The following is a 24703-nucleotide window of genomic DNA, read 5'->3' as shown; positions in this document are numbered from 1 at the left end:
GCTTCGCTAGGACAGGGCACTGTCTCCAACACGGGAGTGCAATGCCATGTGGAAGCTGAAGCCTGTCGTCGCTCTTTGCGCGGTCCTGGCCCTCACGGCGTGCGGTGGCCTGGAGGGGGAGGATGAGCTCGCCACCCAGGAGGCGGCCCTGGTGACGGGGACCTCCCAGGGGTGCACCTTCACCGTGTCGTACGCGGCGCGGCCGGGCACCCTGCCTCCCATCTATGACGTGACGGTCTCCCGCGCGGCGGACGTCACGTGTGCCTTCGGGGCGGGCAGCGTCGTGGTGGGCTCATCCACCGGCACGGCGCCCACGCTGTCGCTGGCCGCCAACGACCTGGGCGTGGCGGTGGGTTACACCTACAAGACGAGCGTCAGCGGCAGCGCGCCCCGGTCCCTGGGGCTCAAGCACCTGGCTCCGGACACCCTGGCCACCGTCCGCTCCACGGGCCTGTCCATCTTCCTGGGCCAGGGCAACGTCAACTCCGGCAACCTGTCCATCGCTGCGGACGGGACGACGCTGACGGTGTCGGGCACCAAGAGCGGCACGCTGTCCGGGCAGACGGGCAGCGGCAGCAACTACGTCGCCACCTACCCGGACTTCTTCACGAGCACCACGTCCCCGTCCATCGCGACGTTCTGATCCGGGACGGACAGGGCGGGTGGGGCGTGCCTACTTCTGGGGCGCGAACTGCTCCGCCCCGTCCACGGACTCGTCGTCCAGCACCTTGTCCAGCGTGTCGGTGAGCTGCTGGCCGTCGCTGGCGGTGACGCGCAGTTGGAAGCTGCCTTCGCCCACGCCATCGTCGGTGACGAAGTAGTTGTAGCTCTCGCGCCGCAGGCTCTTCCAGTCACCGCCGCGCTTCCACTCCAGCTTCTTGATGGGCAGCCGGTGGTTGCGCACCTGGATGGCGGTCCACCACGGGTTGCTGCCTTCCTTGAAGTGGTACTTCAGGGGGCCGGCGACGTCGCAGGACACCGGCGTCCAGGTGATGTCCACCCGGCCGTCCTTCATCTCCGCGATCTTCTCGAAGGCTTCGCTGCTCAGGTCCAGGTGGCCCTTCTCGCAGTCGGGGCACTGGTCCACGATGCGCACGCGCAGGTTCCCCTTGGGGCCGACGATGTCCACGCACTGGCCGCAGGCGGCGCTGTTGTCGTACTGGTCGGCGTTCATCGCCGCCACCATCAGGTCGCCGCCCTTGTCGTAGCTGCAATTGCCGCTTCCGTTGGCGTCGTAGTAGGTCGCGATCCCCTTCTGCTCCTCGCCCAGCGTCACGCCGCCTCCGGAGGCGGAATCGCCACAGCCTCCACAGGCGAACGAGACCACGGCCACCAACAGCGAAGGATTCCAGAAGGACGGTCGGTTCATACCGGCCAGCATACACGCGCTGCCCTGCGTCAAGGGCAGACATCCGCCTGCCCCTGGCGACGGTGATTGTGTTTGCTAGGATGCAAACCCTTCCCCGAAGTGCAGAGGTGTTTTGCCAATGAACAAGTTCACGCGCGCGGTGTGTCTGGGTTCAGCTCTCGTGGTGTCCGCCTGTGGCGGGCCGGAGCGGGTGGAGGAGGAGCACCTGGCGCAGCAGGAGGCGGCCTTCATCTTCCCTTCGACGGCGACGTCGCAGGGGTGCAGCTTCACGCTCAATGCGACGCAGGTCACCACCGCGCCGCCCAGTTGGAACATCACCCTGACGCGCAACGGGGGCACGGGGTGCCCCTACACGGCCGGTCAGTCGGTGGTGCTCGGGACCTCCAACGGCTACGAGCCCAAGCTGGAGATGCGGGGCAACGCGCTGGGGCTGGTGCCGGCGTTCGTCTTCAAGGGGACCTTCAGCGGTTCGTCGCCGATCCGGCTGGGCCTCAAGCACGTGGATCCCGCGACGCTGGCCGTGGTGCGCGACGCCGACATCCAGGCGGACTATCCCTACGGGCAGATCACCACCGGCAACCCGTCCATCCAGACCAACGGCACGACGGTGAATGTGGTGGGCAACATGTCCGGCACCATCAACGGCGTGAGCGGCATCCACTACAGCGCCACGTTCACGAACTTCTTCACCAGCACCACGCCGCCCAACCTCTACGCCTTCAACTGAGCCACCGCTGAAAAAGACCCCGCCCGTCACCGGGGCATTCCGGTGACGGGCGGGGACCCCCTTGCTGCATGACCCTGGTTGTCTCCCCGGGGATTACCGGCCGCGGGCGGACGCGCTGGTGAGGGCGCGGGCCTGGCCAATCAGCTTCACGAACTCGGTGCGCTCGCTGTCGCTGCCCACGGCGCTCTCCGCGAGCTTCTGCGCGGTGGCCAGGCTCCAGCCCTCGGCGGCGGGCGCGGCGCGGAGGATGTCCGCGGTGGCGGCGACGGCGGCGGCGAAGCGGAAGTCGGACGACGCGGCCTCCAGGGACGCCTTCATGTTGGCGTTCGTGAGCGGGAAGGCCTGCTCCTTGGCTTCCGTGCCGTTGGGCGCCTTGGCGCGGATGCGCACCGTGGCCAGCTCCTGCGACTCGCCCGTCAGCTCCACCTCGTACAGCGCCGTCACGGTGTGGCCCGCGCCAATCTCACCCGCGTCCACCTTGTCGTCGCGGAAGTCCTTGTCCGCGATGTCGCGGTTCTCGTAGCCCATCAGGCGGTAGCGGTTGACGGCCTTCGGGTTGAACTCCACCTGGAACTTCACGTCCTTGGCGATGACTTCCAGCGTGCCGGTGAGCTGCGTCTCGAACACCTTGCGCGCCTCCTTCATGCTGTCCACGTAGAAGCTGTTGCCGTTGCCCTTGTCGGCCAACTGCTCCATCAGCGAGTCGTGGTAGTTGCCCATGCCGAAGCCCACGGTGGTGAGCGTCACGCCTTCGGACACGTACTTCTGCACGCTGGCGAGCATGTCCTTGGCGCTCAGGTTGGGGCCGATGTTGGCATCCCCGTCGGTGAGCACCACCACGCGGGACACCACGCTGCCGGACGCCTTCTTCACCGCGTGCTTGTAGGCCGTCTCCATGCCGGAGCCCATGGCCGTGCCGCCGCCCGCGGCCAGCGTGTCCAGCGCCGCGTGGATCTTCTTCACGTCCGTGGCCGGCGTGGGCGCCAGCACGTCCTTCGTGGACCCCGCGTAGGTGACGAGCGCCACGGTGTCGTTCTCATTGAGGTTCTTCACCGCGACCTTGATGGACTCCAGCGCCAGCGGCAGCTTGTCCGACGACGCCATGGAGCCGCTGGTGTCCACCAGGAACACCAGGTGCGCGGGCTTGCGCTGCGAGCGGGAGACGACCTTGCCCTGCACGCCCACGCGCACGAAGTGGCGCCGCGCGTTGAAGGGCGACGGCGCGCCCTCCAGGTGCACCGTGAAGGCGCCTTCTTCCGGCGGGGTGTAGCGGTACTTGAAGTAGTTGACGAACTCCTCCACGCGCACCGCGTGGGTGGGGGGAAGCTGCCCGTTCTGCAGGTAGCGCCGCGCCATGGAGTAGGAGGCCGTGTCCACGTCCGCCGCGAAGGTGGACAGCGCGTCCTTCGTCGTCTCGGTGAAGGCGTTGGGCTTGTAGGCCTCGAAGGTGTTGCCGGGCTCGGCCAGCGACTTGTCCTCCGCCTGCATCTCCTTCTTGGACTTCTCCACCATGGGGGCGGGTGCAACCGCCATCGCTCCTCCGCCCCCGGCGCCGACGCCCGAGATGCCCAGCCCGGCCGCTCCGGACGGCATCGGCTTGGCGGGCGCCATGATCTTGCCCATCGCCTGCTGCTGGGCCGGCTGAGCACGGCGCATGGGTTCCGGCGCGGCGCTCTCAGGGGGCGGCGGGGCGGAGAGTGCTTGGGCGATTTCGTCGGACTCGTGCTCCATGGGAGCGGGCGTCGTGGGGGCGGGGGCGTCATCCCTGGGCGCGTAGTTGGCGCGGGACGGGCGCGGTTCGTACTGGGTCAGCCCGTTCTGCCCCGCGGGAGCCTGCGAGGTGGAGCACGCGGCCACGAGGCTGGCGGAGAGCAGGGCACCACTGAGGAAGGACACGCGGCGCTTGGAGAAGAAGGCGGACATTGAGGGCTCCCGGACTGGAAGAAGAAGGCGTGCCCTTCAAAACGACCGACGTCCGGAATGGGTTTATCCGGTGAATTTTTCCCGGCGCCGGGCGTGGGCCGCCCTTGCGTGGGGAAATCCCATTTGCGACGGTGCCCGCCCATGGAGACGACACGACCGTTCAGGATTCTGGGCATCCAGCAGATCGCCATCGGGGGGCTCGACAAGGGCGCCCTGCGCAGGCTGTGGGTGGACACCCTGGGCCTCCAGGCCCATGGCACCTACCGCAGCGAACGGGAGAACGTGGACGAAGACATCGTCGTGGCGGGCGCGGGCCCCTTCAAGGTCGAGGTGGACCTGATGCAGCCCGTCAATCCCGACGGCCGTCCGAAAGTGCACGACCCGGCGCTCAACCACGTGGGGCTGTGGGTGGACGACCTGGCCACGGCGGTGAAGTGGCTGGAGGGGCAGGGCATGCGCTTTACGCCCGGCGGCATCCGCAAGGGCGCGGCGGGCTTCGACGTGTGCTTCATCCACCCGAAGGCCAGCGATCAGTTCCCGCTGAGCGGCGAGGGTGTGCTCATCGAACTGGTGCAGGCCCCGCCGGACGTCATCCGCGCCTTCGAACAGGCCGCATCCACGGGCCACTGAGCACAAGCTGGCGGACGCGCGCGAAGCCCTTCTTGAGCGCGCGCTCCGCTGGATCCACCGCGAGGCACAGCAGGTACGTGCACGCGATGAGCAGCACGAGCAGGCCCGCGTACTGGAGCCACCCGCTGCGGTCGCCCCAGAAGCGTTGGAACGAGAAACCAAACGTCCGGTAGAACAGCAGCATCTCGTGGAAGAAGTACGCGGACAGCGACGCGGTCCCGAACACCTCCAGGAAGCGCCGGGCCCGCGAGGGCTTCGCGTCCGGCGCCATCCGGCCCTCCACCCACAAGAGCCCGAGCAGCACCGCGCAGACCCACATGAAGCGGGTGGCGGAGTTGGACGGGTTGGTGACGTAGAAGCGGTGCGGGGGATAGAGGCTGCTGAGCAGGTGCGGCATCACCGTCCCGGCGAACCCTAGCGCGACGAGCAACACCAGGGCCCGGGCCAGTCCCGCGCGGCCCCACGCGCCCGCGATGGTGCCAGAGAAGGCGCCCAGCCACGCGAAGCCGATCCACGGCAGCAGGGGGAAGGGGGACCAGGAGGACTTGCGCAGGAACGACGCCCACGGTTCGCCGGCGCTGTCGGTGAAGGGCGCGAGCGCGAACGCGACCATCGCCAGCACGAACGCCGTGGCCGCCAGCACGCGTGGACGCGGGGCCAGCAGCGCCGCCAGGGGCAGGGTGAGCAGCAGGCACAGGCCCACGCAGTGGAGGATGTCCAGGCGCAAGAGCCACACGGGCTCCTTCAGCACGGGGAACCACGCGGCGTTGACCAGCGCGGCGACGGCGAACACCTCCGCGATGCGGCGGAGGTTGCGGCGCACGCGGTCGCCCAGCACGCCGCCCGCGGCGCTGCGCACCATGAGGAGCGAGAGCGCGAACCCGGCGGAGAAGATGAACGCGGGGGCCACCAGCCCGTCGAGCTTCAGCAGCCAGCCGGTCCACACGCTCTTGCGAAGCTCGGGGGTGAGCAGCGCGAGCGCGTGGCACTGGATCATGAAGAGGACGGAGATTCCGCGCAGCCAGTCGATGGCGCGCACGCGCTCGCGGGAGGCGGGGGTCGGAAGGGGCAGGGTGCTCAAGGCGCCGCTACCCTATGTCGGTCCCGCGGGCGGTTGCACGCACCCGCGGGACCGGCCTTCTCAGGGCGCTACCAGGTGACGGCGTCGACGTACGCCGTGCCCTTCCAGCTTCCGCTCGTCTGGAACTCCACGCCCAACTGGTACAGGGGTGTGGTGGACCCCGACGGCAGCTTCACCGTGATGGCGTTCCACGCGCCCGCCTTGAGGCTGCCCACGGCGTACCAGGTGCCCGTCCAGCGCCAGTTCGCGGCGGCGCCTTCCAGGGCATAGGGCTGCACGCCGACAAGCTTGCTGCCGGTGGGGAGCCAGAAACGGAACGTCACCGTCCTGCCCGCCGGCACGGCCGCGTTGGCCACGGCCACGGTGCCCTTGCCAGACGTGCCATTGAAGGTCACCGCCAGCGAACGGGTGCCCGCGTAGGCCTGCGTGGTGCTGGTGCTGACGGCGGACAGGGCCGCGCCGGTCGCGCTCCATCCCTGCGTGCTGGACTCGAAGCCATACTTCGAGGGGTCGGCCGGCGAGCCCGCGTCGGACGTTCCGGTGCCGCCGTCCGTCGTGCCTCCATCCGGCTGGGTGCCGCCGTCCGTCGTGCCACCATCCGACTGGGTGCCGCCATCGGTGCCAGCGTCCATGCCGCCATCGGTGGGGGGCGTGCCCGCGTCGGTTGAACCGCCTCCCGGGGGCGGCAGGGTGGTGCCGGCCGCGGGGAGGGAGAGGCCACCGGCCTGGAGGAACGCGCCCGCGCGCTTCTTCAGGTAGGGCTGCCCGTCGGTGGCGATGTCATTCTGGTAGGAGCTCTGGCCGCCCGCGCCCGCGCCGTACATCAAGGCGACGACGCCCACGTTGGCGAACTTGCGCCGGTGCGCGTCGCCGCTCGTTCCGAAGAAGTACTCGGTGCGGTTGTCCTTGTAGCCCTGGCGCGCGCCGCCGCTGTTGTTGACGTTGAGGTGGTTGGAGTTGCCCAGCGGAATCTGCCACAGCACCCAGCGCTTGCCGGTGGTCTGGTTGAAGAGTCGCAGCCACTCCGCATAGCGGTTGTAGGAGCGGGACGTGAGGGACGCCGTGTCGCTCATGTCCCAGGTGTGGTCCGCGCCCTGCGTGAGCCGGTAGAAGTCCGCGTCGCGGTCCAGTGGATCCCCCACGAGCACGTCGTAGGTGGAGCCTGTGACGTTGGACGCGAGCCCCGCCGGGTTGATGAACGCGACGACCTTGTCCACCTCCGGCTGGAGCGGGTCGGTGAGCGAGTTGAACGCGATGTCCTTGCCGCTGGCCCACGCGGAGATGTGCAGGCCGAGCACGACGTTGTTCGCGCCCACTGTCTTGCGCAACTGGAGGAACGCCAGGCTCCAGCCCGCGACGGTGTTGGGCACGCCCGCGAGCTCCGGCATCCCGGAGGCGGCGATGGCCGCGTAGGTGTTGGGGTTGGAGTTCGTCTGGAACTGGAGGAAGCCGACGGCGTCCGGCTCCACGTGCACGAAGACGGGACCACCGAAGGTCTTCGCGCGCTGGAGGAGCAGCTTCACGTCCTCGAAGTAGTTGCGCATGGTGCTGGCGTTCTTCAGCTTCGCCAGCGTCTCCTGCTCGCCGCCGCCCGGCTCACCGAAGAGCTGGTAGTAGGTGACGACGGGGACGTAGCCCTGCGCCTTCGTCTCCGTGAAGAAGCTGGCGGCCCAGGCTCCGTCGTGGGCGCCATAGCCCCAGTTGTCCGCCCAGCCCTTGGTGAAGTAGCGATAGCGCGTGTCCCAGGGGACGTTGCTGTCGCGCATCCAGTTCTGGCCGGCCTCCTCGAAGAGGCCCACCATCAGTCGGTTCTGGAAGGCGGACGGCACGGGGCCCTGCACACCCGTGGCGGCCAGGGCCGGAAGCGCCCCGACACACGTCAGCGTCAGCAGCGCCGCGAGGGCGCGTCGAATGGGGTTGGTCATGGAAGCGCTAGTACGCTTCGCCCCCCCTGTCCCCTTCCGGCGCGGCCCACTTCGCACCCCTGGTCGGCAGGTCTCCGGGCATACCGCCTGGAGCTTGTTCGCTACGCGGCGGAGGTGCGCGGCGCTGAAGCGGGCCCGGCCTCGATGCGCCGCATGCAGTCGGCCAGGTGCTTCGCCATGGCTTCGACGTGGGGCGGTTCGATCATCGTCTGGTGGTTGCCGGGCACGGGCAGCACCTCCAGCCCGTGCTGGACGAGCACCTGCCAGGGTTGTTCGGGATGGAGCGGGTGGGGCGGGATGTGCTCCTGGGCCCGGAGGTAGGTGGCGCATCCCGCGTAGGCCACCGGTTCGTAGCTGAAGAGGGCCCGCATGTGGGCCTTCCAGACGTCCAGGAAGACCTCCAGGTCCCGGAGCGAATACGAGTCCGGCACGGTCGCTCCCGCGCGGGCCTGCCGCAGGACTTCGCGCATCTGTTCGTGCGGCGGCAGCGTGCGCAGGTGCTGCGCGAGCGTCGGTGTGTCATCTCCGAACATGGCCGCGAGCAGCGCGGCGTCGTCCTCGAAGCGCGTGGGCATCTGGCCGGGGCCGGGCGTGTCCAGGAAGACGAGCAGCGCGGGAGGGATGCCCAGCCGCAGCATGCGCTGGGCCATCTCGTAGACGATGGTGCCGCCCATCGAGAGGCCCACGAGGTAGTGCGGGCCCTTGGGCTGGCACTGGAGCATCGCGTTCAGGTGGTACGACGCGAGTGCTTCGATGCTGCCCAGCGGTGGGCATTCGCCGTTCACGCCCGGCGCCTGGAGACCGTAGACGGTGCGCTCGGGTCCCAGCGCCCGCACGAGGTCCTGGTAGCAGAACACCGTGCCGCCCACCGGGTGCATGCACCACAGCGGCGGGAGGTCCGCACGGCCCTGCTGGAGCTGCACGACGCCCTCGGGAAGGGCGTGGGCCTGCGGGGTCCCGGGAGCGTCAGGTGTGAGCCGCGACTGGAGCCATTGCGCGAGCGCCGCGACCGTCGGGCTCTGGAAGAGGACCTGGAGGGGGACCTTGAGCTGGAAGTGTTCGGACAGCTTCGACACGAGCTGCGCCGCGAGCAGGGAGTGTCCTCCCAGGTCGAAGAAGCTCGCGGTGACGCTGATGGACGTGCGCGTGAGGACCTGTGCCCACAGGTCCGCCACCTGTTGCTCCAGGGGCGTGCGAGGTGCCACGCCGGTGTCGTCCGCCTGCGTGGACTCTTCGGGTTGGGGCAGGGCGCGTCGGTCCACCTTCCCGTTCGCGTTGAGCGGCAGCGAGTCGAGCAGCACGAACGCGGTGGGGACCATGTGGCTGGGAAGCAGCCCTTGCACATGGGTGCGCAGATCGCTGGCGGTCAGGGCCTCGCGGAAGGTGACGTAGGCGACCAGCCGCTTGTCTCCGGGCGAGTCCTCTCGAACGAGGACGATGACTTCACGCACGGAAGGATGCTGGCGCAGGACGGCTTCGATTTCGCCCGGCTCGATGCGGAAACCACGCACCTTCACCTGATGGTCGCGGCGGCCCACGAAGACGAGGGCACCATCGTGGAGCTGCCGGACGAGGTCGCCCGTGCGGTAGAGGCGGGCGCCGGGGGAGGTGGAGAACGGGTGGGGGATGAATGCTTCGGCGGTGAGTTCAGGCCGTTCCCAGTAGCCCCAGGCGAGGCCGTCGCCGCCAACGAAGAGTTCGCCGACGACACCGGGCGCCACGGGATGGCGGTGCGCATCCAGCACGTACGCCGTGCTGTTGGAGACGGGCCGACCGATGGGCACGGTGTCGGTGACGGGCCCTGTCACAGAATGCCAGGTGCTGAAGGTCGTGTTCTCCGTGGGGCCGTAGACGTGCAACAGCCGACGAGGCCCACCGTGGGCGAGCAGTCGGTTGACGCAGGCCGGATCCACGGCCTCTCCGCCAAAGAGGAGCGTGGACAGGTCATTGAAGGCCGTGGGCTCCATGCGTGCGACGTGGTTGAAGAGGGCCGTGGTCAGGAACAGCGCGGTGATGCGCTCGTCGCGCAGGACGCGGGCGAGCGTCGCGGGCTCGATGATCTCCTCCTTCGAGAACAGGACGAGCGTGGCGCCGTTGAGCAGCGCGCCCCACAGCTCGAACGTCGACGCATCGAAGGACACCGTCGCGGCCTGGGCCACGCGGTCGTCCGGACCGAACGGGATGTAGTCCGCGTCCATCACCAGTCGCAGCACGGCCTGATGGGGAACACAGACGCCCTTGGGGCGCCCCGTGGATCCGGACGTATAGATGACGTACGCGGGTTCGGCGGGATGGAAACCGCGAGCATCGAAGGGTGAGTCCGCGTGTGAAGTGGGCTCCAGCGCGTCGATACGGAGGGTTTCGACACCGTCCGCGGGAATCCGGGGGGCAAGCGTCGTGTCCGTGATGATCCGGTGCAGTCGCGCGTCGGCCGCCATGAAGGCGAGGCGTTCAGAGGGGTAGTCCGGATCCAGTGGCACGTAGGCGCCACCCGCCTTGAGGATGGCGACGAGCGACACGATGAGGTCGATGCCACGGGGCAGGCACACGCCGACCTGGCGCGTCTCACGCCCAACGCCCTGCCCCTTGAGGGCCCACGCGAGCTGGTTGGCGCGCACATCCAGCTCCGCGTACGTGAGGGCCTGGGCCCCGTGACGCACGGCGATGGCCTCAGGTCGCGCTGCCACCTGCGCTTCGAACACCTGCGCGAGGGATGCGTCGCGTGGGTAGGGACGGGCGGTGGTGTTCCATTCCACGAGGACGCGGTGGCGTTCCTCCTCGGAGAGCCAGGACAGTGCATGGATGGAAGCGTCGGGTTGATGGAGCGCGCTTTCGAGCAGCCGCCGGAAGTGGTCGGCCATCCGCTCGATGGTGCGGTGTTCGAAGAGCGCGGTCGCGTATTCGAACGCACTGCTCAGACCTTCGGGTGTTTCGGTCACGGCCAGGGTGAGGTCGAACTTCGAGGTATGGGTCTGGAGTTCCAGCGCCTCGACCTGGAGGCCGGGGAACCGGGGTGGTGTCCCGGGCGTGTTCTGGAGGGTGAACATCACCTGCACCAGGGGACCGTGGTCCAGGGCACGCTCGACGTGCAGCTCCTCCACGAGCTTCTCGAAGGGCAGCTCCTGATGCGCGTAGGCGCCGAGGGCCCGGTCCCGCACCTGGCGCAGGACTTCGCGGAAGGAAGGGGTGCCATCCATCCGGGCGCGCAGGGGCAGTGTGTTGACGAAGAATCCGATGAGCCCTTCCAACTCCTCATGCGTGCGGTTGGCGATGGGTGTGCCGACAATGAGGTCCTGCTGGCCGCTGTAGCGCGACAGCAGCACCTGGAAGCCCGCCAGCAGCGTCATGAACAGTGTGGCGCCCTCCTGGCGACCCAGGCCCTCCAGGGGCTCGCGCACGGTGCGGGGGAGGTTGAAGACGTGGGTGGCTCCCGCGAATCGCTGCACGGAGGGACGCGGATGGTCCGTGGGCAGCTCCAGCAGCCTCGGTGCGTCCTCGAGTTCCCGCTTCCAGTAATCGAGCCGACGCTGGAGCACGTCCCCCTGGAGCCACTGCCGCTGCCATGCCGCGAAGTCCGCGTACTGCACGGGCAGGGGCGCGAGGTCCGAAGGCCGTCCCGCCTGTCGCGCCTGGTATTCGGAGGACAGCTCCTTGTAGAGAACGCCGAGCGACCATCCGTCGGATACGATGTGGTGCAGGTTGAGCAGCAGCACGTGATGCCGCGCATCCTCGCGCACCAGGATGGCTCGGAACAGCGGGCCCTCCGCGAGGTCGAAGGGCGTCTCCGCTTCCTGCTTCAGGAGGGTGTCGGCCTCTTCCCCGGAGCGAGCCTCCACCGTACGGAACGACACCGAGAGTCGGGGCGCGATTCGCTGTGCTGGAACGCCATCGCCCGGGAACGAAGTGCGCAGCGATTCATGCCGATCCACGAGGGCCTGAAGTCCGTGCTCCAGCGCGGCCACGTCCAGCGCTCCTTCCAACCGCAACGCCAGGGGCATGTTGTAGGCGACCCGGTCGTTGTGGAACTGGTGCAGGAACCAGAGGCGTTCCTGCGCGAAGGACAGCGGCGGCGGTCCTTCATGGTGCAGGGCCCGAATCGCGGGACCGGGAAGGACGGTGTCCTTCGTGTGTGTTTCCAACGCTTTCGCCAGGGCTTCGATGGAGGGGAACTCGAAGAGGGTGCGGACGGGAACGGGAAGGCCCAGCGCCTGAGAGATTCGGGAGACGACCTGCGTGGCCAACAGCGAGTGGCCCCCAAGGTCGAAGAAGTTCGCGTCAACACGGACGTGGGACAGATGGAGCACCGCGCACCAGATGGTGGTCAGCGTCTGTTCCAGCGCGGTCAGGGGCCGCGCTTCGGTGGGGCCCTCCTCTGAAACGGGCGCAGGCAGCGCGCGACGATCCACCTTTCCATTCGGCGTCATCGGCAGCGCATCGAGCAGCACGAACGCCGAGGGGACCATGTGGCTGGGAAGCAGTTCCTGGACGTGGGCGCGCAGGTCGCTGGCCGTCAGTGCCTCGCGGAAGGTGACGTAGGAAACCAGCCGCTTGTCCCCGGGCGCGTCCTCCCGCATCAAGACAAGGGCTTCCTTCACGGAAGGGTGCCGGCGCAGGACGGCTTCGATTTCACCCAGCTCGATGCGGAAGCCACGCACCTTCACCTGGTGATCGCGGCGGCCCACGAAGACGAATGCCCCATCGTGGAGCTGCCGGACGAGGTCGCCCGTCCGGTAGAGCCGGGCGCCGGGAGTGGAGGAGAAGGGGTGGGGGACGAAGGCGTCAGCGGTGAGTTCGGGCCGCTCCCAGTAACCCCATGCCAGTCCATCGCCACCGACAAAGAGCTCACCGACGACACCGGGCGCCACGGGATGGCGGTGCTCATCCAAGACGTACGCGGTGCTGTTGGAGACGGGGCGCCCAATGGGCACGGACACCGCATCAGGTTCGATCCGAGTCGGTGAGAACCACGTGCTGTACGCCGAGTTCTCCGTGGGCCCGTAGGCATTCACGAGGTGCTCCGGAGCACTGTGGGCCAGCACCGCGCGGATGCAGGTTGGATCCGCGGCCTCCCCGCCGAAGAGCAACCCACGGAGGCCCTTCAGCAGCGACGCGTCGGTGCGAGCAACGTGGTTGAGGAGGGCCGTCGTCAGGAAGAGGATGGTGATGCCCTCATCTCGGATCCGCCTGGCGAGCACCAAGGGCTCGATGACCTCCTCCTTCGACAGCAGGACGAGCGTGGCGCCATTGAGCAGGGCCCCCCACAGCTCGAAGGTCGAAGCGTCGAAGGCGACGGTGGAGGTCTGGGCGACGCGGTCCTCGGGACGGACCTGGAGGAAATCCGGGTCGAGGACCAGTCGCGCGACCCCTCGGTGCGGGATGCAGACGCCCTTGGGCTGGCCGGTGGAGCCTGACGTGTAGAGGATGTGCGCCAGGTCGTCAGCGCAGCCTTCGTCCGGAGGCGCGCGCCGGTCGCGCGAGGTCCACGCCTCCGCCTGTGCATCCAGGCACAGGATGGACCACGCGCCGGCCGGCACCACGTCCGCGTGTGACGCCTGGGTCACGACCGTGACGAGCCGTGCATCACCCGCCATGAAGGCGAGGCGCTCGGAGGGGTAGTCCGGATCCAGCGGCACGTAGGCGCCGCCCGCCTTGAGGATGGCGACGAGCGACACGACGAGGTCGATGCCACGGGGCAGGCACACGCCGACCCTGGGCGTCACTCGCCCCACGCCCTGCGCCTTGAGGGCCCAAGCAAGCTGGTTGGCGCGCACGTCCAGCTCCGCGTATGTGAGGGCCTGCGCTCCGTGACGCACGGCGATGGCCCCAGGTCGCGCTGCCACCTGCGCTTCGAACGCCTGCGCGAGGGACATGTCGCGCGGATAGGGCCGGGCGGTGGTGTTCCATTCCACCAGGACGCGGTGGTGCTCCTCCCTGGAGAGCCAGGGCAGGGTGTGGATGGAAGCATCGGGTTGATGGAGCGCGCCTTCGAGCAGGCGGCGGAAGTGGTCGGCCATCCGCTCGACGGTGCGCGGCTCGAAGAGCGCGGTCGCGTATTCGAATGCGCCCGAGAACCCGTCGTCTGTCTCCTCCAGCATCAGGCTCAGGTCGAACTTGGATGTATGGGTTTGAAGCTCCAGGGCCTGCACCTGGAGGCCTGGAAGCTGGGGCAGGCTGCCCGGCGCGTTCTGCAGGGCGAACATCACCTGCACCAGGGGGCCGTGGCTCAGGGACCGCTCGACGTGCAGCTCCTCCACGAGCTTTTCGAAGGGCAGCTCTTGATGTGCGTAGGCGCCCAGGGCCCGGTCCCGCACCTGACGCAGCACGTCGCGGAAGGAGGGTGAGCCTTCCAGCCGAGCGCGCAGCGGCAGCGTGTTGACGAAGAAGCCGATGAGCCCCTCCAACTCCTCCCGCGTGCGGTTGGCGATGGGCGTGCCGACGATGAAGTCCCGCTGACCGCTGTAGCGTGACAGCAGCACCTGGAAGCCCGCCAGCAGCGTCATGAACAGCGTGGCGCCTTCCTGTCGAGCCACGTTCTCCAGTGCGTGGCGGAGCGAGGAAGCCAACGTGAAGCGCAGGGTCGCGCCTTCGAACCGTTGCACGGCGGGACGCGGACGGTCCGTGGGCAAATCCAGGACGTGCGGTGCCTCCGCGACCTGCTGCTTCCAGAAGTCGAGCTGCCGCTGGAGCCCTTCCCCCTGAAGGGACTGCCGCTGCCATGCCGCGTAGTCCGCGTACTGCAAGGGCAACGAAGCCGGTTGCGTGCGTGGTCCTTGAAGGCGCGCCCGGTACTCCACGGACAGCTCCCGGAACAGCACGCCCAGGGACCATCCGTCGGAAACGATGTGATGGAGGTTGAGCACCAGCACCGAGCACGTGCCTCCGAGCTGGAGCAGCAGCGCCCGGAACAACGGCCCGTGCTCCAGGTCGAAGGGAGCCGCCGCCTCCTGCCTCAGGCGGTCCTGGACCCGCGCATCGTCCGGTCCATGAGCCTGGATGCGCTGGACTTCCAACGCGAGCCCAGGCTCCGCCTGGATGCGCTGTGTGGGGTGGTCCCCTTCAGGGAACGTGGTGCGCAGGGATTCGTGCCGGAGGATGAGGGCCTCAAGGCTGGCGCGCAGCACGGGGACGTCCAGCGGGCCGTCCAGGCGCAGGGCCATGGGCATGTTGTAGACGCCCCGTGCCTCATGAAGACGACCGAGGAACCACAACCGCTCTTGCGCGAAGGAGAGGGGAAGGGCGGCCTCGCGAGGCAGCAGGGGGATGCGCGAGGTGTCGCGGCTTCCTGTGTCCAGCAGTCGCGCCACGCCGCGGACGAAGGCCTCCAGGCGCGGGGCTTCGAAGAGCGCGCGCACGGGAAGGGACACGCCCAGCGCATCGCGCACGCGTGACACCACCTGCGTGGCCAGCAGCGAATGTCCCCCCAGGTCGAAGAAGTGGGAATGCGCTCCCACCTCGCGTCCGCCGAGCACGGACGCCCAGATGTCCGCCACCCGCGCTTCGAGCGGGCTGCGGGGCGCGAGGAAGTCGTCGGTGACGGAGGGGGACGTTTCGGGTGCCGGCAGCGCCCGCCGATCGATCTTCCCGTTGGGAGACAGGGGCAGCGCCGTCATCACCACGAACGCGGCGGGCACCATGTGCTCTGGCAGCCGGGCCTGGAGGTATTCTCGCAGCACCGCCTCCGCGAGGTCCGCGGAGGCGACGTAGGCGACCAGCCGCCGATCGCCCGGAGCATCCTCGCGCACCATGACGAGTGCTTCGTGCACGGCGGGATGCTGACGCAGGGCTGCTTCCACCTCGCCCAGTTCGATGCGGAAGCCCCGCAGCTTCACCTGATGATCGCGGCGCCCGATGAACTCCAGGACGCCATCGGTCCGCTGTCGCACCAGATCCCCGGTGCGATAGAGCCTCGCGCCGCGAACGTCGCTGAACGGATGGGGAACGAACTTCTCCGCGGTGAGCGCGGACCGATCCCAGTACCCGAGCGCCAGTCCGTCGCCCCCCACGAACAACTCCCCGACAACCCCCGGCGGGACCACCTGGAGTCGGGCGTCGAGCACATAGGCGGTGCTGTTGGCGAGCGGCCCCCCGATGGGGACGGAGGTGGCTTCCGCATGCGGCACCCGGAACCACGTGCTGAAGGACGTGTTCTCCGTGGGACCGTAGCCGTTGATCAGCGCGGCGGGGCCTCCGTGCGCGAGCACCGCGTTGACGCAGGAGACGTCCGCGGCCTCACCGCCGAAGATCATCCAGGTCAGGTGCCGGAAGGCCTCCGGACGCGTGCGGGCCACGTGGTTGAACAGGGCCGTGGCGAGCACCATGTGCGTGATGCGCTCGTCCAGGAGGCGGCGCGCCAGCACCTCCGGGTCGATGATCTCATCCCTGGAGAACAGGACCAGCGTGGCCCCGTTGAGCAGCGCGCCCCAGATCTCCAGCGTGGAGAGGTCGAACGCGATGGTGGTGGACTGCGCCATCCGGTCGCCAGGGCCCAACCTTACGTAGTCGGGATTGAGCACCAGGCGCACCACGCCCTGATGCGGTATGCACACGCCCTTGGGCCGGCCCGTGGAGCCTGACGTGTAGAGGATGTGCGCCAGATCCACGGACGACACCGCCTCCCATCCAGGCGGTCCCTCCACGGTGTCGTCGGGAGCATCCAGGCACACCGGCGTCCAGGTTCCTCCGGGCAACCGTGAGGCCAGCGCCTCGTGGGTGACGATGGCGACGAGCCGCGCATCCCCGGCCACGAAGGCGAGCCGCTCCGACGGATGATCCGGATCCAGCGGGACGTAGGCGCCGCCGGCCTTGAGGATGGCCAGCAACGACACGATGAGATCGACGGAGCGAGGCAGGCACACGCCCACCTGCGGCTTGCGTCGGTGGACCCCGAGCGCGCGCAGCCGAAGGGCAACCCGGTTCGCACGGGCATCCAGCTCCGCGTAGGTGAGCGTCGTGGCGCCATGGCTCACGGCGACGGCCTGGGGGCGCAGGGCGACCTGGGCCGCGAAGGCGTCCACGATGGACAGGTCCAACGGGTAGGGACGCGCCGTCGCGTTCCAGTCCCGGATCACCTGTCGCTGCTCCGCCTCCGACAGGAAGACCGCGTCCGCCGTGGCCCGGGAGGGGGCTTCCACGAAGCGCCGCAGCACCTGGAGGTAATGCTCGGACAGGCGATGGAGGGTGGACGCATCGAAGAGCGCCGTGGCGTATTCGAGCGTCCCCACGAGTCCGTCGCCGGCCTCCTCCATCGCCAGGAACAGCTCGAACTTGGAGGTCCGGGTCTCCAGCGTCAGCGGGGTGACGGCCACGCCCGGCAACTGGAGCTGACCGGCCGGGGCGTTCTGGAGCGCGAACAGCACCTGGATGAGCGGCGTGCGGCTCTGTTCCCGTTCGACCTGGAGGGCTTCGACCAGCTTCTCGAACGGGAGGTCCTGATGCGCATAGGCCCCCAGCGCGCGGTCTCGCACCTGATGCAGCACGTCCTGGAAGGAGGGCGTGCCTTCGAAGCGGACACGCAGCGGCAGCGTATTGACGAAGAAGCCGATGAGCCCCTCCAGCTCTTCGCGCGTGCGGTTGGCGATGGGCGTCCCCACCACGAAGTCACGTTGACCGCTGTAGCGCGACAGCAACACCTGGAAGCCGGTGAGCAGGGCCATGAACAGAGTGGCACCTTCCTGGCGTGCCACGCCGTCCAGGGCGTGGCGAAGCTCCCCGGGGACCTTGAAGCGATGGGTGGCCCCCTCGAACCGCTGCACGGCGGGACGCGGACGGTCCGTGGGCACCTCCAGCACGTGGGACACGCCCGCGAGCTGCTGCTCCCAGAACCCGAGCTGCCGTTGGAGCACGTCGCCCTGGAGCCACTGGCGCTGCCACGCCGCGTAGTCGGGATACTGGAGCGGCAGCGGCGCGAGCGCGGAGGCCTCCCCCTGGCTCCGCGTCCGGACCTCCGACGACAGCTCGCGGTACAACACGCCGAAGGACCACCCGTCGGAGATGATGTGATGCAGGTTGAGCACCAGCACCTGCTGGCGTTCCCCCTCCCGGATGAGCCGGGCGCGGAAGAGGGGGCCCTCCGCCAGATTGAACGGTCGCTCCGCCTCACGCTGCATCCACCCGGCGGTCTCTTCCTCGGAGCGCGACTCCACGCACTCCAGGGTCACACCCAGGCGCGAAGCGACACGCTGCACGGGGCCCCCGTCACCGGGAAACGTCGTGCGCAGTGCTTCGTGTCGCTCCACGACAGCCTGGAGGGCCTGTTCCAGCACGGACACGTCCAGTGCCCCTTCCAACCGGAACGCCATCGGCAGCGAGTACAGCGGCGAGCCTGGCATCCAGCGATCCAGGAACCACAGCCGCTGCTGTGAGAACGAAGGCTGTTCCCGCTCCGCCTGCGTGCACGGAGGGATGGGCGCCCCGGTGTGTCCGGACGCCGGATGGATCCGCTCCAGGGCCGCGGCGAAGTCGCGCAGGGTGGGATGCTCGAAGAGCGTGCGCAGGGCCACGGGCCGCTGGAGCAGGTTCCCCAATCGGGCGATGGCCCGCGTGGCCAGGAGCGACTGCCCGCCCAGCTCGAAGAAGTCCGCGGTGGCACTGACGGCGTCCACGCGCAGCACGTCCGCCCAGACCCTGGCGACGGCCCGCTCCAGCGCGGTCTCCGGCGCGACGAAGTCGTCATCGGCGCCGGGGCAGTCGCGGGGATCCGGCAGGGCCCTTCGCTCCACCTTTCCGTTGGTGGCGAGTGGCATCACGTCCAGCACGACGATCGCCGATGGCAGCATGTGCGCGGGGAGGTGGCCCTTCAGGTGGAGCCGCAGCAGGGATGCCGTCAGGGGTTCGCTGGCCGTGACATAGGTGACCAGCCGCTTGTCTCCCGGCACATCCTCCCGCACGAGCGCGACCGCCTCCTGCACGGAGGCATGGAGCCGCAGCGCCGCTTCAACCTCTCCCAGCTCGATGCGGAAGCCGCGCACCTTCACCTGATGGTCGCTGCGTCCCACGAAGTCCACCGCGCCGTCCGCGAGCCGCCGCGCGAGGTCCCCCGAGCGGTACATGCGCGCGCCCGGTTCGGTGCTGTAGGGGTCCGGCAGGAACCGCTCCGCGGTGAGGTCGGGGCGCTCCCAGTAGCCCCACGCGACGCCGCTGCCGCCCGTGTACAGCTCGCCCACGAGGCCCGGGGACAGCTCGCGGCCCGCGTCGTCCAGCACGTACATCCGCGTGCCGGAGATGGCGTGACCGATGGGCGCGGGCTCGGAGCCGAGCGGCGAGCGCAGGGGCTGGCAGCTCGTGAAAGTGGTGTTTTCGGTAGGCCCGTAGCAGTTGATGACGCGCGTGTGGGGCAGGGCCTCCAGGGCGCGCCGGGCGTGGGGCAGCGACATCACCTCGCCGCCCGTGAAGAGCTGTCGCAGCGTGTCCGTTCCCGGCAGGCCCAGGTCCACCAGGTTGTTGAACAGGCCGGTGGTGAGGAACGCCGTCGTCACCCGCTCCGTGCGCAGGAAGGCGCCCAGTTCGTCCAGCGCGGACGCGCCCCGCGAGAACACCGCGACGCGACCACCGTTGAGCAGCGCGCCCCAGATCTCGAACGTGGACGCGTCGAAGGCGACGGGCGCCAGTTGCAACAACACCTCGTCCGCTCCCAGGTGCACGTAGTCCGCGTCCAGCACCAGCCGCAGCACGCCCCGGTGTGGCACGCAGACGCCCTTGGGCCGCCCCGTGGAGCCCGACGTGAAGACGACGTATGCCAGGTCGTCCGCGACGGCGTCGCAGTCGGGGGCCGCCTCGCTGAAGGCCGCCAGGGTGTCCGCGTGCGCATCCAGACAGAGCGCGTGCCAGTCACCGACAGGCATTCGCGACTCCAGCGCCGCGTGCGTGACGATGATGCGCACGCGCGAATCCGTGGCCATGAAGTCGAGCCGCTCCGCCGGGTACTCCGGATCCAGCGGGACATACGCACCGCCCGCCTTGAGGATGCCCAGCAGCGCGACGAGCAGCTCCACCGAACGTGGCAGACACACGCCCACCCGTGGCTGTTCGCGTCCCACGCCCCGCGCCTTCAACGCATTCGCGAGCCGGTTCGCCCGCGCGTCCAGCTCCGCGTACGTGAGCTGCTGCCCGTCACAACGGACGGCGACGGCCTGGGGCCGCAGGGCGACCTGTGTCCCGAAGGCCTCGGCGATGTTTCGAGGAGACAGACCCCGGGGGGACGGGGAGGCGTCGACGGTATCGGTCATGTCGTCGCGCCGGCCCCCAGGAGGTGGGGGGACCAGTGCCACCGCGTGAGACACGGAGGCGGATGAAACAGGGGCGACGCGTGACTCGAATTAAAGAGACGTTGGTGCAAGGCGCGCAAGGTCGTGCGCCTCACGCCACCGTGGCGGGGAGGATGCCCACACGCATGCAAGTCATTCCTGCGTTACGGCTGTTTCAGGGAGCGCAGAGCAGGCCGGGCTCGGGCGCGTCTTGATCCTGCAACGCCAGCAGGCACGCGATGGCGTCCGGATCCACCGAATCCATCAGGTACGTGCGGCGCCACAGCATCGCGGCGAAGCGCTGGGGAAGCTGCGCGTCGGGAGCGACGAGTGCGCGGCGCACCCCGTTGCTGCCCTGCGCGGCGCGGGCCTGCGCGGCCTCCAGCTTCGCGACCTCGTCGGCGCAACCCTCCGGGCAGTTGTAGAGGAACACCGCGTGCCCGTGCTCCAGGTTGTGCAGCCATGAGCAGCGCGGCTGCTCCGTGGTGTAGCTCTGGCAAGGCAACCACGTGGGGCAGTGCATGCCGGAGTTGGGCGGGTTCTCTGCGTTGCCGCACGCGGTGCTCCCGCACGAACTCACATGGTTGGACGCGGTGACCGCGGACAGTGGGAAGGAGAAGCGCTCGCAGGCCTCACCGCCCGGAGTCGGGTCGTCGGAGGTGGAGTCGCAAGCGAGGCACAACGCGAGGAGGAGGGCAGGGAGGGCGCGAAGCATCCACCCCGTCATATCGCAATCATCCACCGCTCAGCCCGGAGCGACACCCCGGCGCTCCACGTCGCGGTCGTTCAGGCCCCGGAAGCCCATGCCCTCCAGCATGCGCAGGAAGTCCGGGGGCGGCAGGTGGCCACTGGCCACGTGCCGGACGTCGCCTTCCTCGGAGGTCTCTTCCAGCGTCGCACGCTCGCCGCTGCCTATCAGTCCCGTGAGGTTCACCGGCGCGCGGCTTCTCAGCGTGAAGTCCACGCGGCCGGGCACGTAGCCGGTGTTCGCGGCGATGACGACATGGTCGGGCATCCGCTGGGCCCAGCGCACCGCGACCAGGGGATGCACCTGGGTCTCGGAGCTGAACAGCAGCAGGGCCACCTTGCCCGCGAAGCGTGGCGGCGTCTTCGCGCAGCGGACCACCTCGCGCTGGACCTCCAGCCGGCAGTCGCGCAGCGCATCCACGCCGAGCACGCGGCTCTCCAGGATGTCCGACGCGCTCCCCGCGCGCAGCAACACCTGCATCGCCAGCGGCGTTGCGACGCGGTGCGAACGCGTGGCCGCGTTCAAAAGCGAGACGGTCTCCACCACCGCCGTCCGCTTCGCCCGCCGCAGCGCGTCCTTGAGGAAGGGCATCGGCGCATCCGGGCCCAGCGCCGCCACGGTGCCCAGCGCGGCCAGCCACTCCAGGGGCCCGGGCACGACGAACGGCGACATCAGGACGTAGGTGAGCACGCTGGTGTTGGCGACGGGCTCGTGGCCGTGCGCGCTCAGCACCTGGACCCCGGGGGGAAATCCGTTCGCGCCCCGCCGGTCATGGCGATCCACGACGAGCGTGGGCAGCCCCGGCAGCAGCGGCCCACCCCAGCGGCTGCCCATGTCCAACACCACCAGCGCCTCCGCCGGCGCCGTGCCCAGGCGCTCCAGGAAGGTCTCGCTGTGCAGGTCCTCTCCCTTGCCTGGCAGCCGGGCTGTCGGGCGCGCCCCCAGGGACTGGAGCGCCCGGAGCATCAACACCCCAGAGGCCAATCCATCCGCGGTCGGGTGCGGGACGACCAGCACGTGCTTGCCCCGGCAGTCCTCCAGGAACCGCCGGGCCTCCGCCAGCGCGGGCTCCGGCGCCGGCCAACTGGCATCCCTGGTGTGTCCGAGCAGCATGAAGCAAAGCTGTCACTCCCTGTAGCTGCGCGGCAGGGACGGCTCGTCACGGCTGGTCGCCCTCCGGTCGACCCATGAGGGTGTTCCAGAGCCGTTCCCCTCAAGGAGGAAACAACGTGGCACGCCGGATGGACGCAGCGCGGCGAACCGACTTCACGGGTGCGAGGGCCCGCCAGTTCCCCTAGTGTCCGCGCCCATGACCCGGACCTTCCTCCCGAAGCCCCTGATGCGCGCGGCCCTGGCCGCCGTGTCGCTCGCGGCCACCACCTCCGGCGCGCAGCCGGCCCCCAAGGCGGCCCCGCCCGCTCCGGCCACCAAGGCCACCGCCGCCGAGGCGAAGCAGTTCACCGAGACGCTGAACGCGGACCTGAAGCGGCTCTGGACCCGGCAGGCCACCGCCGAGTGGATCAAGTCCACGTACATCACCGACGACACGGAGCGGAACGCGGCCTCCGTCAACGAAGAGGTGATGGCCTACGTCAACGGCGCCATCAAGGACTCGCGCCGCTTCGACGGACTGAAGCTGGATCCGGAGACGGCGCGCCTGCTGCACCTGCTGCGCGTCTCCCAGACGCTGCCCGCCCCGGCGAACGCCGCCCAGCGTTCGGAGCTGGCCGCCACCGCGGCGAAGCTGGACGGCATGTACGGCAAGGGCAAGTACTGCGGCAAGGACGGCAAGGGCAAGTGCCGCGACCTGGGCGAGCTGTCCGACGTGATGGCCCAGAGCCGCGACGAAGCCGCGCTGCTCGATGCGTGGCAGGGCTGGCACGCCATCAGCCGGCCCATGCGCCCGCTCTACACCCAGCTCGTGAGCCTCTCCAACGCGGGCGCGAAGGACATCGGCTTCAACGACCTGGGCACGCTGTGGCGGTCCGGGTACGACATGCCGCCCGCCGACTTCGAGAAGGAGGCCCAGCGCCTCTGGGGCCAGGTCAAGCCCATGTACGACGAGCTGCACTGCTACGTGCGCGGCCGGCTCGCGAAGCAGTACGGCGAGGCGAAGGTGCCCGCTGGCAAGCCCATCCCCGCGCACCTCTTGGGCAACATGTGGGCGCAGGAGTGGAACAACATCTACCCGCTGGTGGAGCCGTTCCCCGGGCAGGCCAGCCTGGACGTGGACGCCGCGCTGGTGAAGCAGGGCTATGACGCGCAGAAGATGGTGCGCCTGGGCGAGAAGTTCTTCACCTCGCTGGGCCTCAAGCCGCTGCCGCCGACCTTCTGGGAGCGCTCGCAGTTCACCAAGCCGAAGGACCGCGACGTCGTCTGCCACGCCTCCGCCTGGGACGTGACGTACGAAAACGACGTGCGCATCAAGATGTGCATCAAGCCCACCGAGGAGGACCTGGTCACCATCCACCACGAGCTGGGACACGACTACTACTACTCGTACTACTACAAGCTCCCCGTCCTCTTTCAGGCTGGCGCGAACGACGGCTTCCACGAGGCCATTGGCGACGCGCTCACGCTCTCCATCACCCCGGCCTACCTCCAGCAGGCGGGCCTGCTGAACGCGGTGGAAAAGAACGACAAGAACGTCATCAACCTCCAGCTCAAGGACGCTCTGGAGAAGGTGGCCTTCCTGCCCTTCGGTCTGCTGGTGGACCAGTGGCGCTGGGATGTTTTCAGCGGGAAGGTGAAGCCGGCGGACTACAACAAGACGTGGTGGGCGCTGCGCCAGAAGTACCAGGGCCTGAGCGCGCCGTCGGCCCGCACGGAGCAGGACTTCGACCCGGGCGCCAAGTACCACGTGCCCGCGAACGTGCCGTACACGCGCTACTTCCTCGCGCGCATCCTCCAGTTCCAGTTCCACAAGTCGCTGTGCGAAGCGGCCGGCATCCAGGGCCCCCTCAACGAGTGCTCCGTCTACGGCAACAAGGCGGCGGGGCAGCGGCTCCAGGCGATGCTGGAGCTGGGCGCGAGCAAGCCCTGGCCGGAGGCGCTGGCCGCCATGACGGGCGGCAGGCAGATGGACGCCACGCCCATGCTGGAATACTTCGCTCCCCTGCGACGCTGGCTCCAGGAACAGAACAAGGGCCAGAAGTGCGGCTGGTGACGTGAACAGGGAGTAGACAGCTTCCGGGACGGACGTTTAGGCTGCCTGCTGTCTTGTAGGGATCACTCTCTGTGGGACCGGACGGCGACTCTCCCTGTCCGAGATGAAAGAAGAACAAGGCAATGGCGACCGGTACCGTGAAGTGGTTCAACGATGCGAAGGGCTTCGGCTTCATCACCCAGGACGGCGGCGGCGAGGACGTGTTCTGCCACCACACCGCGATCAACGCGGACGGCTTCCGCTCGCTGGCCGAAGGCCAGAAGGTGGAGTTCGAAGTGACCAAGGGCCCGAAGGGCCTGCAGGCGCAGAACGTTCGCGCGATCTGAGCCTGTCGTCATCCTGACGACTTCTTGCAGCACCCCAGAAGGTCCGTCCCCCCAGGGTCGGGCCTTCTGTATTTTGGGGGGTGGACTTCCGACCGGACCGGTGTTTAGTGTGCGCCCGTCTTGTAGGGTTGATTCTCTGTAAGGACCGGAAGGCGTCTCTGCCTCTCCGTGATGAAAGAAGAGCAAGGCAATGGCTACCGGTTCCGTGAAGTGGTTCAACGATGCGAAGGGCTTCGGTTTCATCACGCAGGACGGCGGGGGCGAGGATCTCTTCTGCCACCACACGTCGATCCAGGCGGATGGCTTCCGCTCGCTGGCCGAAGGCCAGAAGGTGGAGTTCGACGTCGCCCGCGGCCCCAAGGGCCTGCAGGCGCAGAACGTTCGCCCGATCTGAGCGCGTCGTCGTCTTCGTGACGACGTCCTGATGCACCCACAGAAGGTCCGATCCTCCCGGGTCGGGCCTTTTGTATTTTCCGGAGCCCGCATGCCCGCCCCTACCTCGCGCGTCTCGCGCCTGCGCTTCCTCCCGCTGGTGGCCGCCCTCGGCTGCGCCACGTCCACCACCC

Annotated in this window: 13 protein-coding genes; 6 read left to right on the top strand and 7 right to left on the bottom strand. The window is 68.9% G+C overall.

What is annotated here, in order from left to right; all coding sequences use genetic code 11:
• The first annotated feature begins 46 nt into the window (after window positions 1-46).
• Window positions 47-643, top strand: coding sequence for a hypothetical protein (locus D7V88_RS07880; protein WP_120539989.1), 597 nt, complete (start codon window positions 47-49; stop codon window positions 641-643).
• Between the two features lie 30 nt (window positions 644-673).
• Here D7V88_RS07880 and D7V88_RS07875 read toward each other — a convergent pair whose 3' ends face one another.
• On the bottom strand, window positions 674-1369 hold the full coding sequence (locus D7V88_RS07875; RefSeq protein ID WP_208726174.1) for an expansin EXLX1 family cellulose-binding protein: 696 nt from the start codon (window positions 1367-1369) through the stop codon (window positions 674-676).
• Between the two features lie 118 nt (window positions 1370-1487).
• On the opposite strand from D7V88_RS07875, the gene D7V88_RS07870 reads away from it, so the two are divergent.
• Window positions 1488-2096, top strand: coding sequence for a hypothetical protein (locus D7V88_RS07870; protein WP_120539987.1), 609 nt, complete (start codon window positions 1488-1490; stop codon window positions 2094-2096).
• 93 nt (window positions 2097-2189) lie between these two features.
• Here D7V88_RS07870 and D7V88_RS07865 read toward each other — a convergent pair whose 3' ends face one another.
• Window positions 2190-4019 carry a vWA domain-containing protein gene (locus D7V88_RS07865; RefSeq protein WP_120539986.1) on the bottom strand — a complete coding sequence of 610 codons (1830 nt, stop codon included), beginning with the start codon at window positions 4017-4019 and terminating at the stop codon, window positions 2190-2192.
• Between the two features lie 141 nt (window positions 4020-4160).
• Here D7V88_RS07865 and D7V88_RS07860 point away from each other — a divergent pair, with 141 nt between their 5' ends.
• Window positions 4161-4649, top strand: a complete 489-nt coding sequence (locus D7V88_RS07860; protein ID WP_120539985.1) for a VOC family protein — start codon at window positions 4161-4163, stop codon at window positions 4647-4649.
• On the opposite strand, the gene D7V88_RS07855 is transcribed toward D7V88_RS07860, so the two are convergent.
• From D7V88_RS07855 to D7V88_RS07835, 5 genes are all read right to left on the bottom strand, one after another.
• Window positions 4609-5730 carry a heparan-alpha-glucosaminide N-acetyltransferase domain-containing protein gene (locus D7V88_RS07855; protein ID WP_120539984.1) on the bottom strand — a complete coding sequence of 374 codons (1122 nt, stop codon included), beginning with the start codon at window positions 5728-5730 and terminating at the stop codon, window positions 4609-4611. The two genes, D7V88_RS07860 and D7V88_RS07855, sit on opposite strands and share 41 nt — an antisense overlap.
• A 68-nt stretch (window positions 5731-5798) precedes the next feature.
• A complete protein-coding gene (locus D7V88_RS07850) occupies window positions 5799-7655 on the bottom strand; it encodes a hypothetical protein (RefSeq protein ID WP_120539983.1) in 1857 nt (618 codons plus the stop codon).
• 101 nt (window positions 7656-7756) lie between these two features.
• Complete coding sequence (locus tag D7V88_RS07845) at window positions 7757-19879, bottom strand: non-ribosomal peptide synthetase (protein ID WP_120539982.1); 12123 nt, start codon at window positions 19877-19879, stop codon at window positions 7757-7759.
• 193 nt (window positions 19880-20072) lie between these two features.
• The gene (locus D7V88_RS07840; protein ID WP_120539999.1) at window positions 20073-20612 is read right to left on the bottom strand and encodes a thioredoxin-like domain-containing protein; all 540 of its coding nucleotides are present in this window, start codon (window positions 20610-20612) and stop codon (window positions 20073-20075) included.
• A 30-nt stretch (window positions 20613-20642) separates the two neighbouring features.
• Complete coding sequence (locus D7V88_RS07835; protein ID WP_120539981.1) at window positions 20643-21758, bottom strand: single-stranded-DNA-specific exonuclease RecJ; 1116 nt, start codon at window positions 21756-21758, stop codon at window positions 20643-20645.
• 196 nt (window positions 21759-21954) lie between these two features.
• Between D7V88_RS07835 and D7V88_RS07830 the strand changes: the two genes are divergently transcribed.
• From D7V88_RS07830 to D7V88_RS07820, 3 genes are all read left to right on the top strand, one after another.
• Window positions 21955-23811 carry a M2 family metallopeptidase gene (locus tag D7V88_RS07830; protein WP_120539980.1) on the top strand — a complete coding sequence of 619 codons (1857 nt, stop codon included), beginning with the start codon at window positions 21955-21957 and terminating at the stop codon, window positions 23809-23811.
• A gap of 122 nt (window positions 23812-23933) precedes the next feature.
• Complete coding sequence (locus D7V88_RS07825; RefSeq protein WP_120530977.1) at window positions 23934-24137, top strand: cold-shock protein; 204 nt, start codon at window positions 23934-23936, stop codon at window positions 24135-24137.
• A 190-nt stretch (window positions 24138-24327) separates the two neighbouring features.
• A complete protein-coding gene (locus D7V88_RS07820; protein WP_120530976.1) occupies window positions 24328-24531 on the top strand; it encodes a cold-shock protein in 204 nt (67 codons plus the stop codon).
• The last annotated feature ends 172 nt before the right edge of the window (window positions 24532-24703 follow it).

It is taken from the genome of Corallococcus terminator, from assembly GCF_003611635.1.
GTDB classification, from domain to species: Bacteria; Myxococcota; Myxococcia; order Myxococcales; family Myxococcaceae; genus Corallococcus; species Corallococcus terminator.
This window is presented reverse-complemented; position numbering and strand designations above follow the sequence as displayed.

Coding starts and splice junctions, on each gene's coding strand:
- D7V88_RS07850 (WP_120539983.1), bottom strand. CDS start 7,655: ATGACCAACCCCATTCGACGCGCCCTCGCGGCGCTGCTGACGCTGACG.
- D7V88_RS07865 (WP_120539986.1), bottom strand. CDS start 4,019: ATGTCCGCCTTCTTCTCCAAGCGCCGCGTGTCCTTCCTCAGTGGTGCC.
- D7V88_RS07870 (WP_120539987.1), top strand. CDS start 1,488: ATGAACAAGTTCACGCGCGCGGTGTGTCTGGGTTCAGCTCTCGTGGTG.
- D7V88_RS07825 (WP_120530977.1), top strand. CDS start 23,934: ATGGCGACCGGTACCGTGAAGTGGTTCAACGATGCGAAGGGCTTCGGC.
- D7V88_RS07875 (WP_208726174.1), bottom strand. CDS start 1,369: ATGAACCGACCGTCCTTCTGGAATCCTTCGCTGTTGGTGGCCGTGGTC.
- D7V88_RS07830 (WP_120539980.1), top strand. CDS start 21,955: ATGACCCGGACCTTCCTCCCGAAGCCCCTGATGCGCGCGGCCCTGGCC.
- D7V88_RS07820 (WP_120530976.1), top strand. CDS start 24,328: ATGGCTACCGGTTCCGTGAAGTGGTTCAACGATGCGAAGGGCTTCGGT.
- D7V88_RS07860 (WP_120539985.1), top strand. CDS start 4,161: ATGGAGACGACACGACCGTTCAGGATTCTGGGCATCCAGCAGATCGCC.
- D7V88_RS07880 (WP_120539989.1), top strand. CDS start 47: ATGTGGAAGCTGAAGCCTGTCGTCGCTCTTTGCGCGGTCCTGGCCCTC.
- D7V88_RS07845 (WP_120539982.1), bottom strand. CDS start 19,879: ATGACCGATACCGTCGACGCCTCCCCGTCCCCCCGGGGTCTGTCTCCT.
- D7V88_RS07840 (WP_120539999.1), bottom strand. CDS start 20,612: ATGCTTCGCGCCCTCCCTGCCCTCCTCCTCGCGTTGTGCCTCGCTTGC.
- D7V88_RS07835 (WP_120539981.1), bottom strand. CDS start 21,758: ATGCTGCTCGGACACACCAGGGATGCCAGTTGGCCGGCGCCGGAGCCC.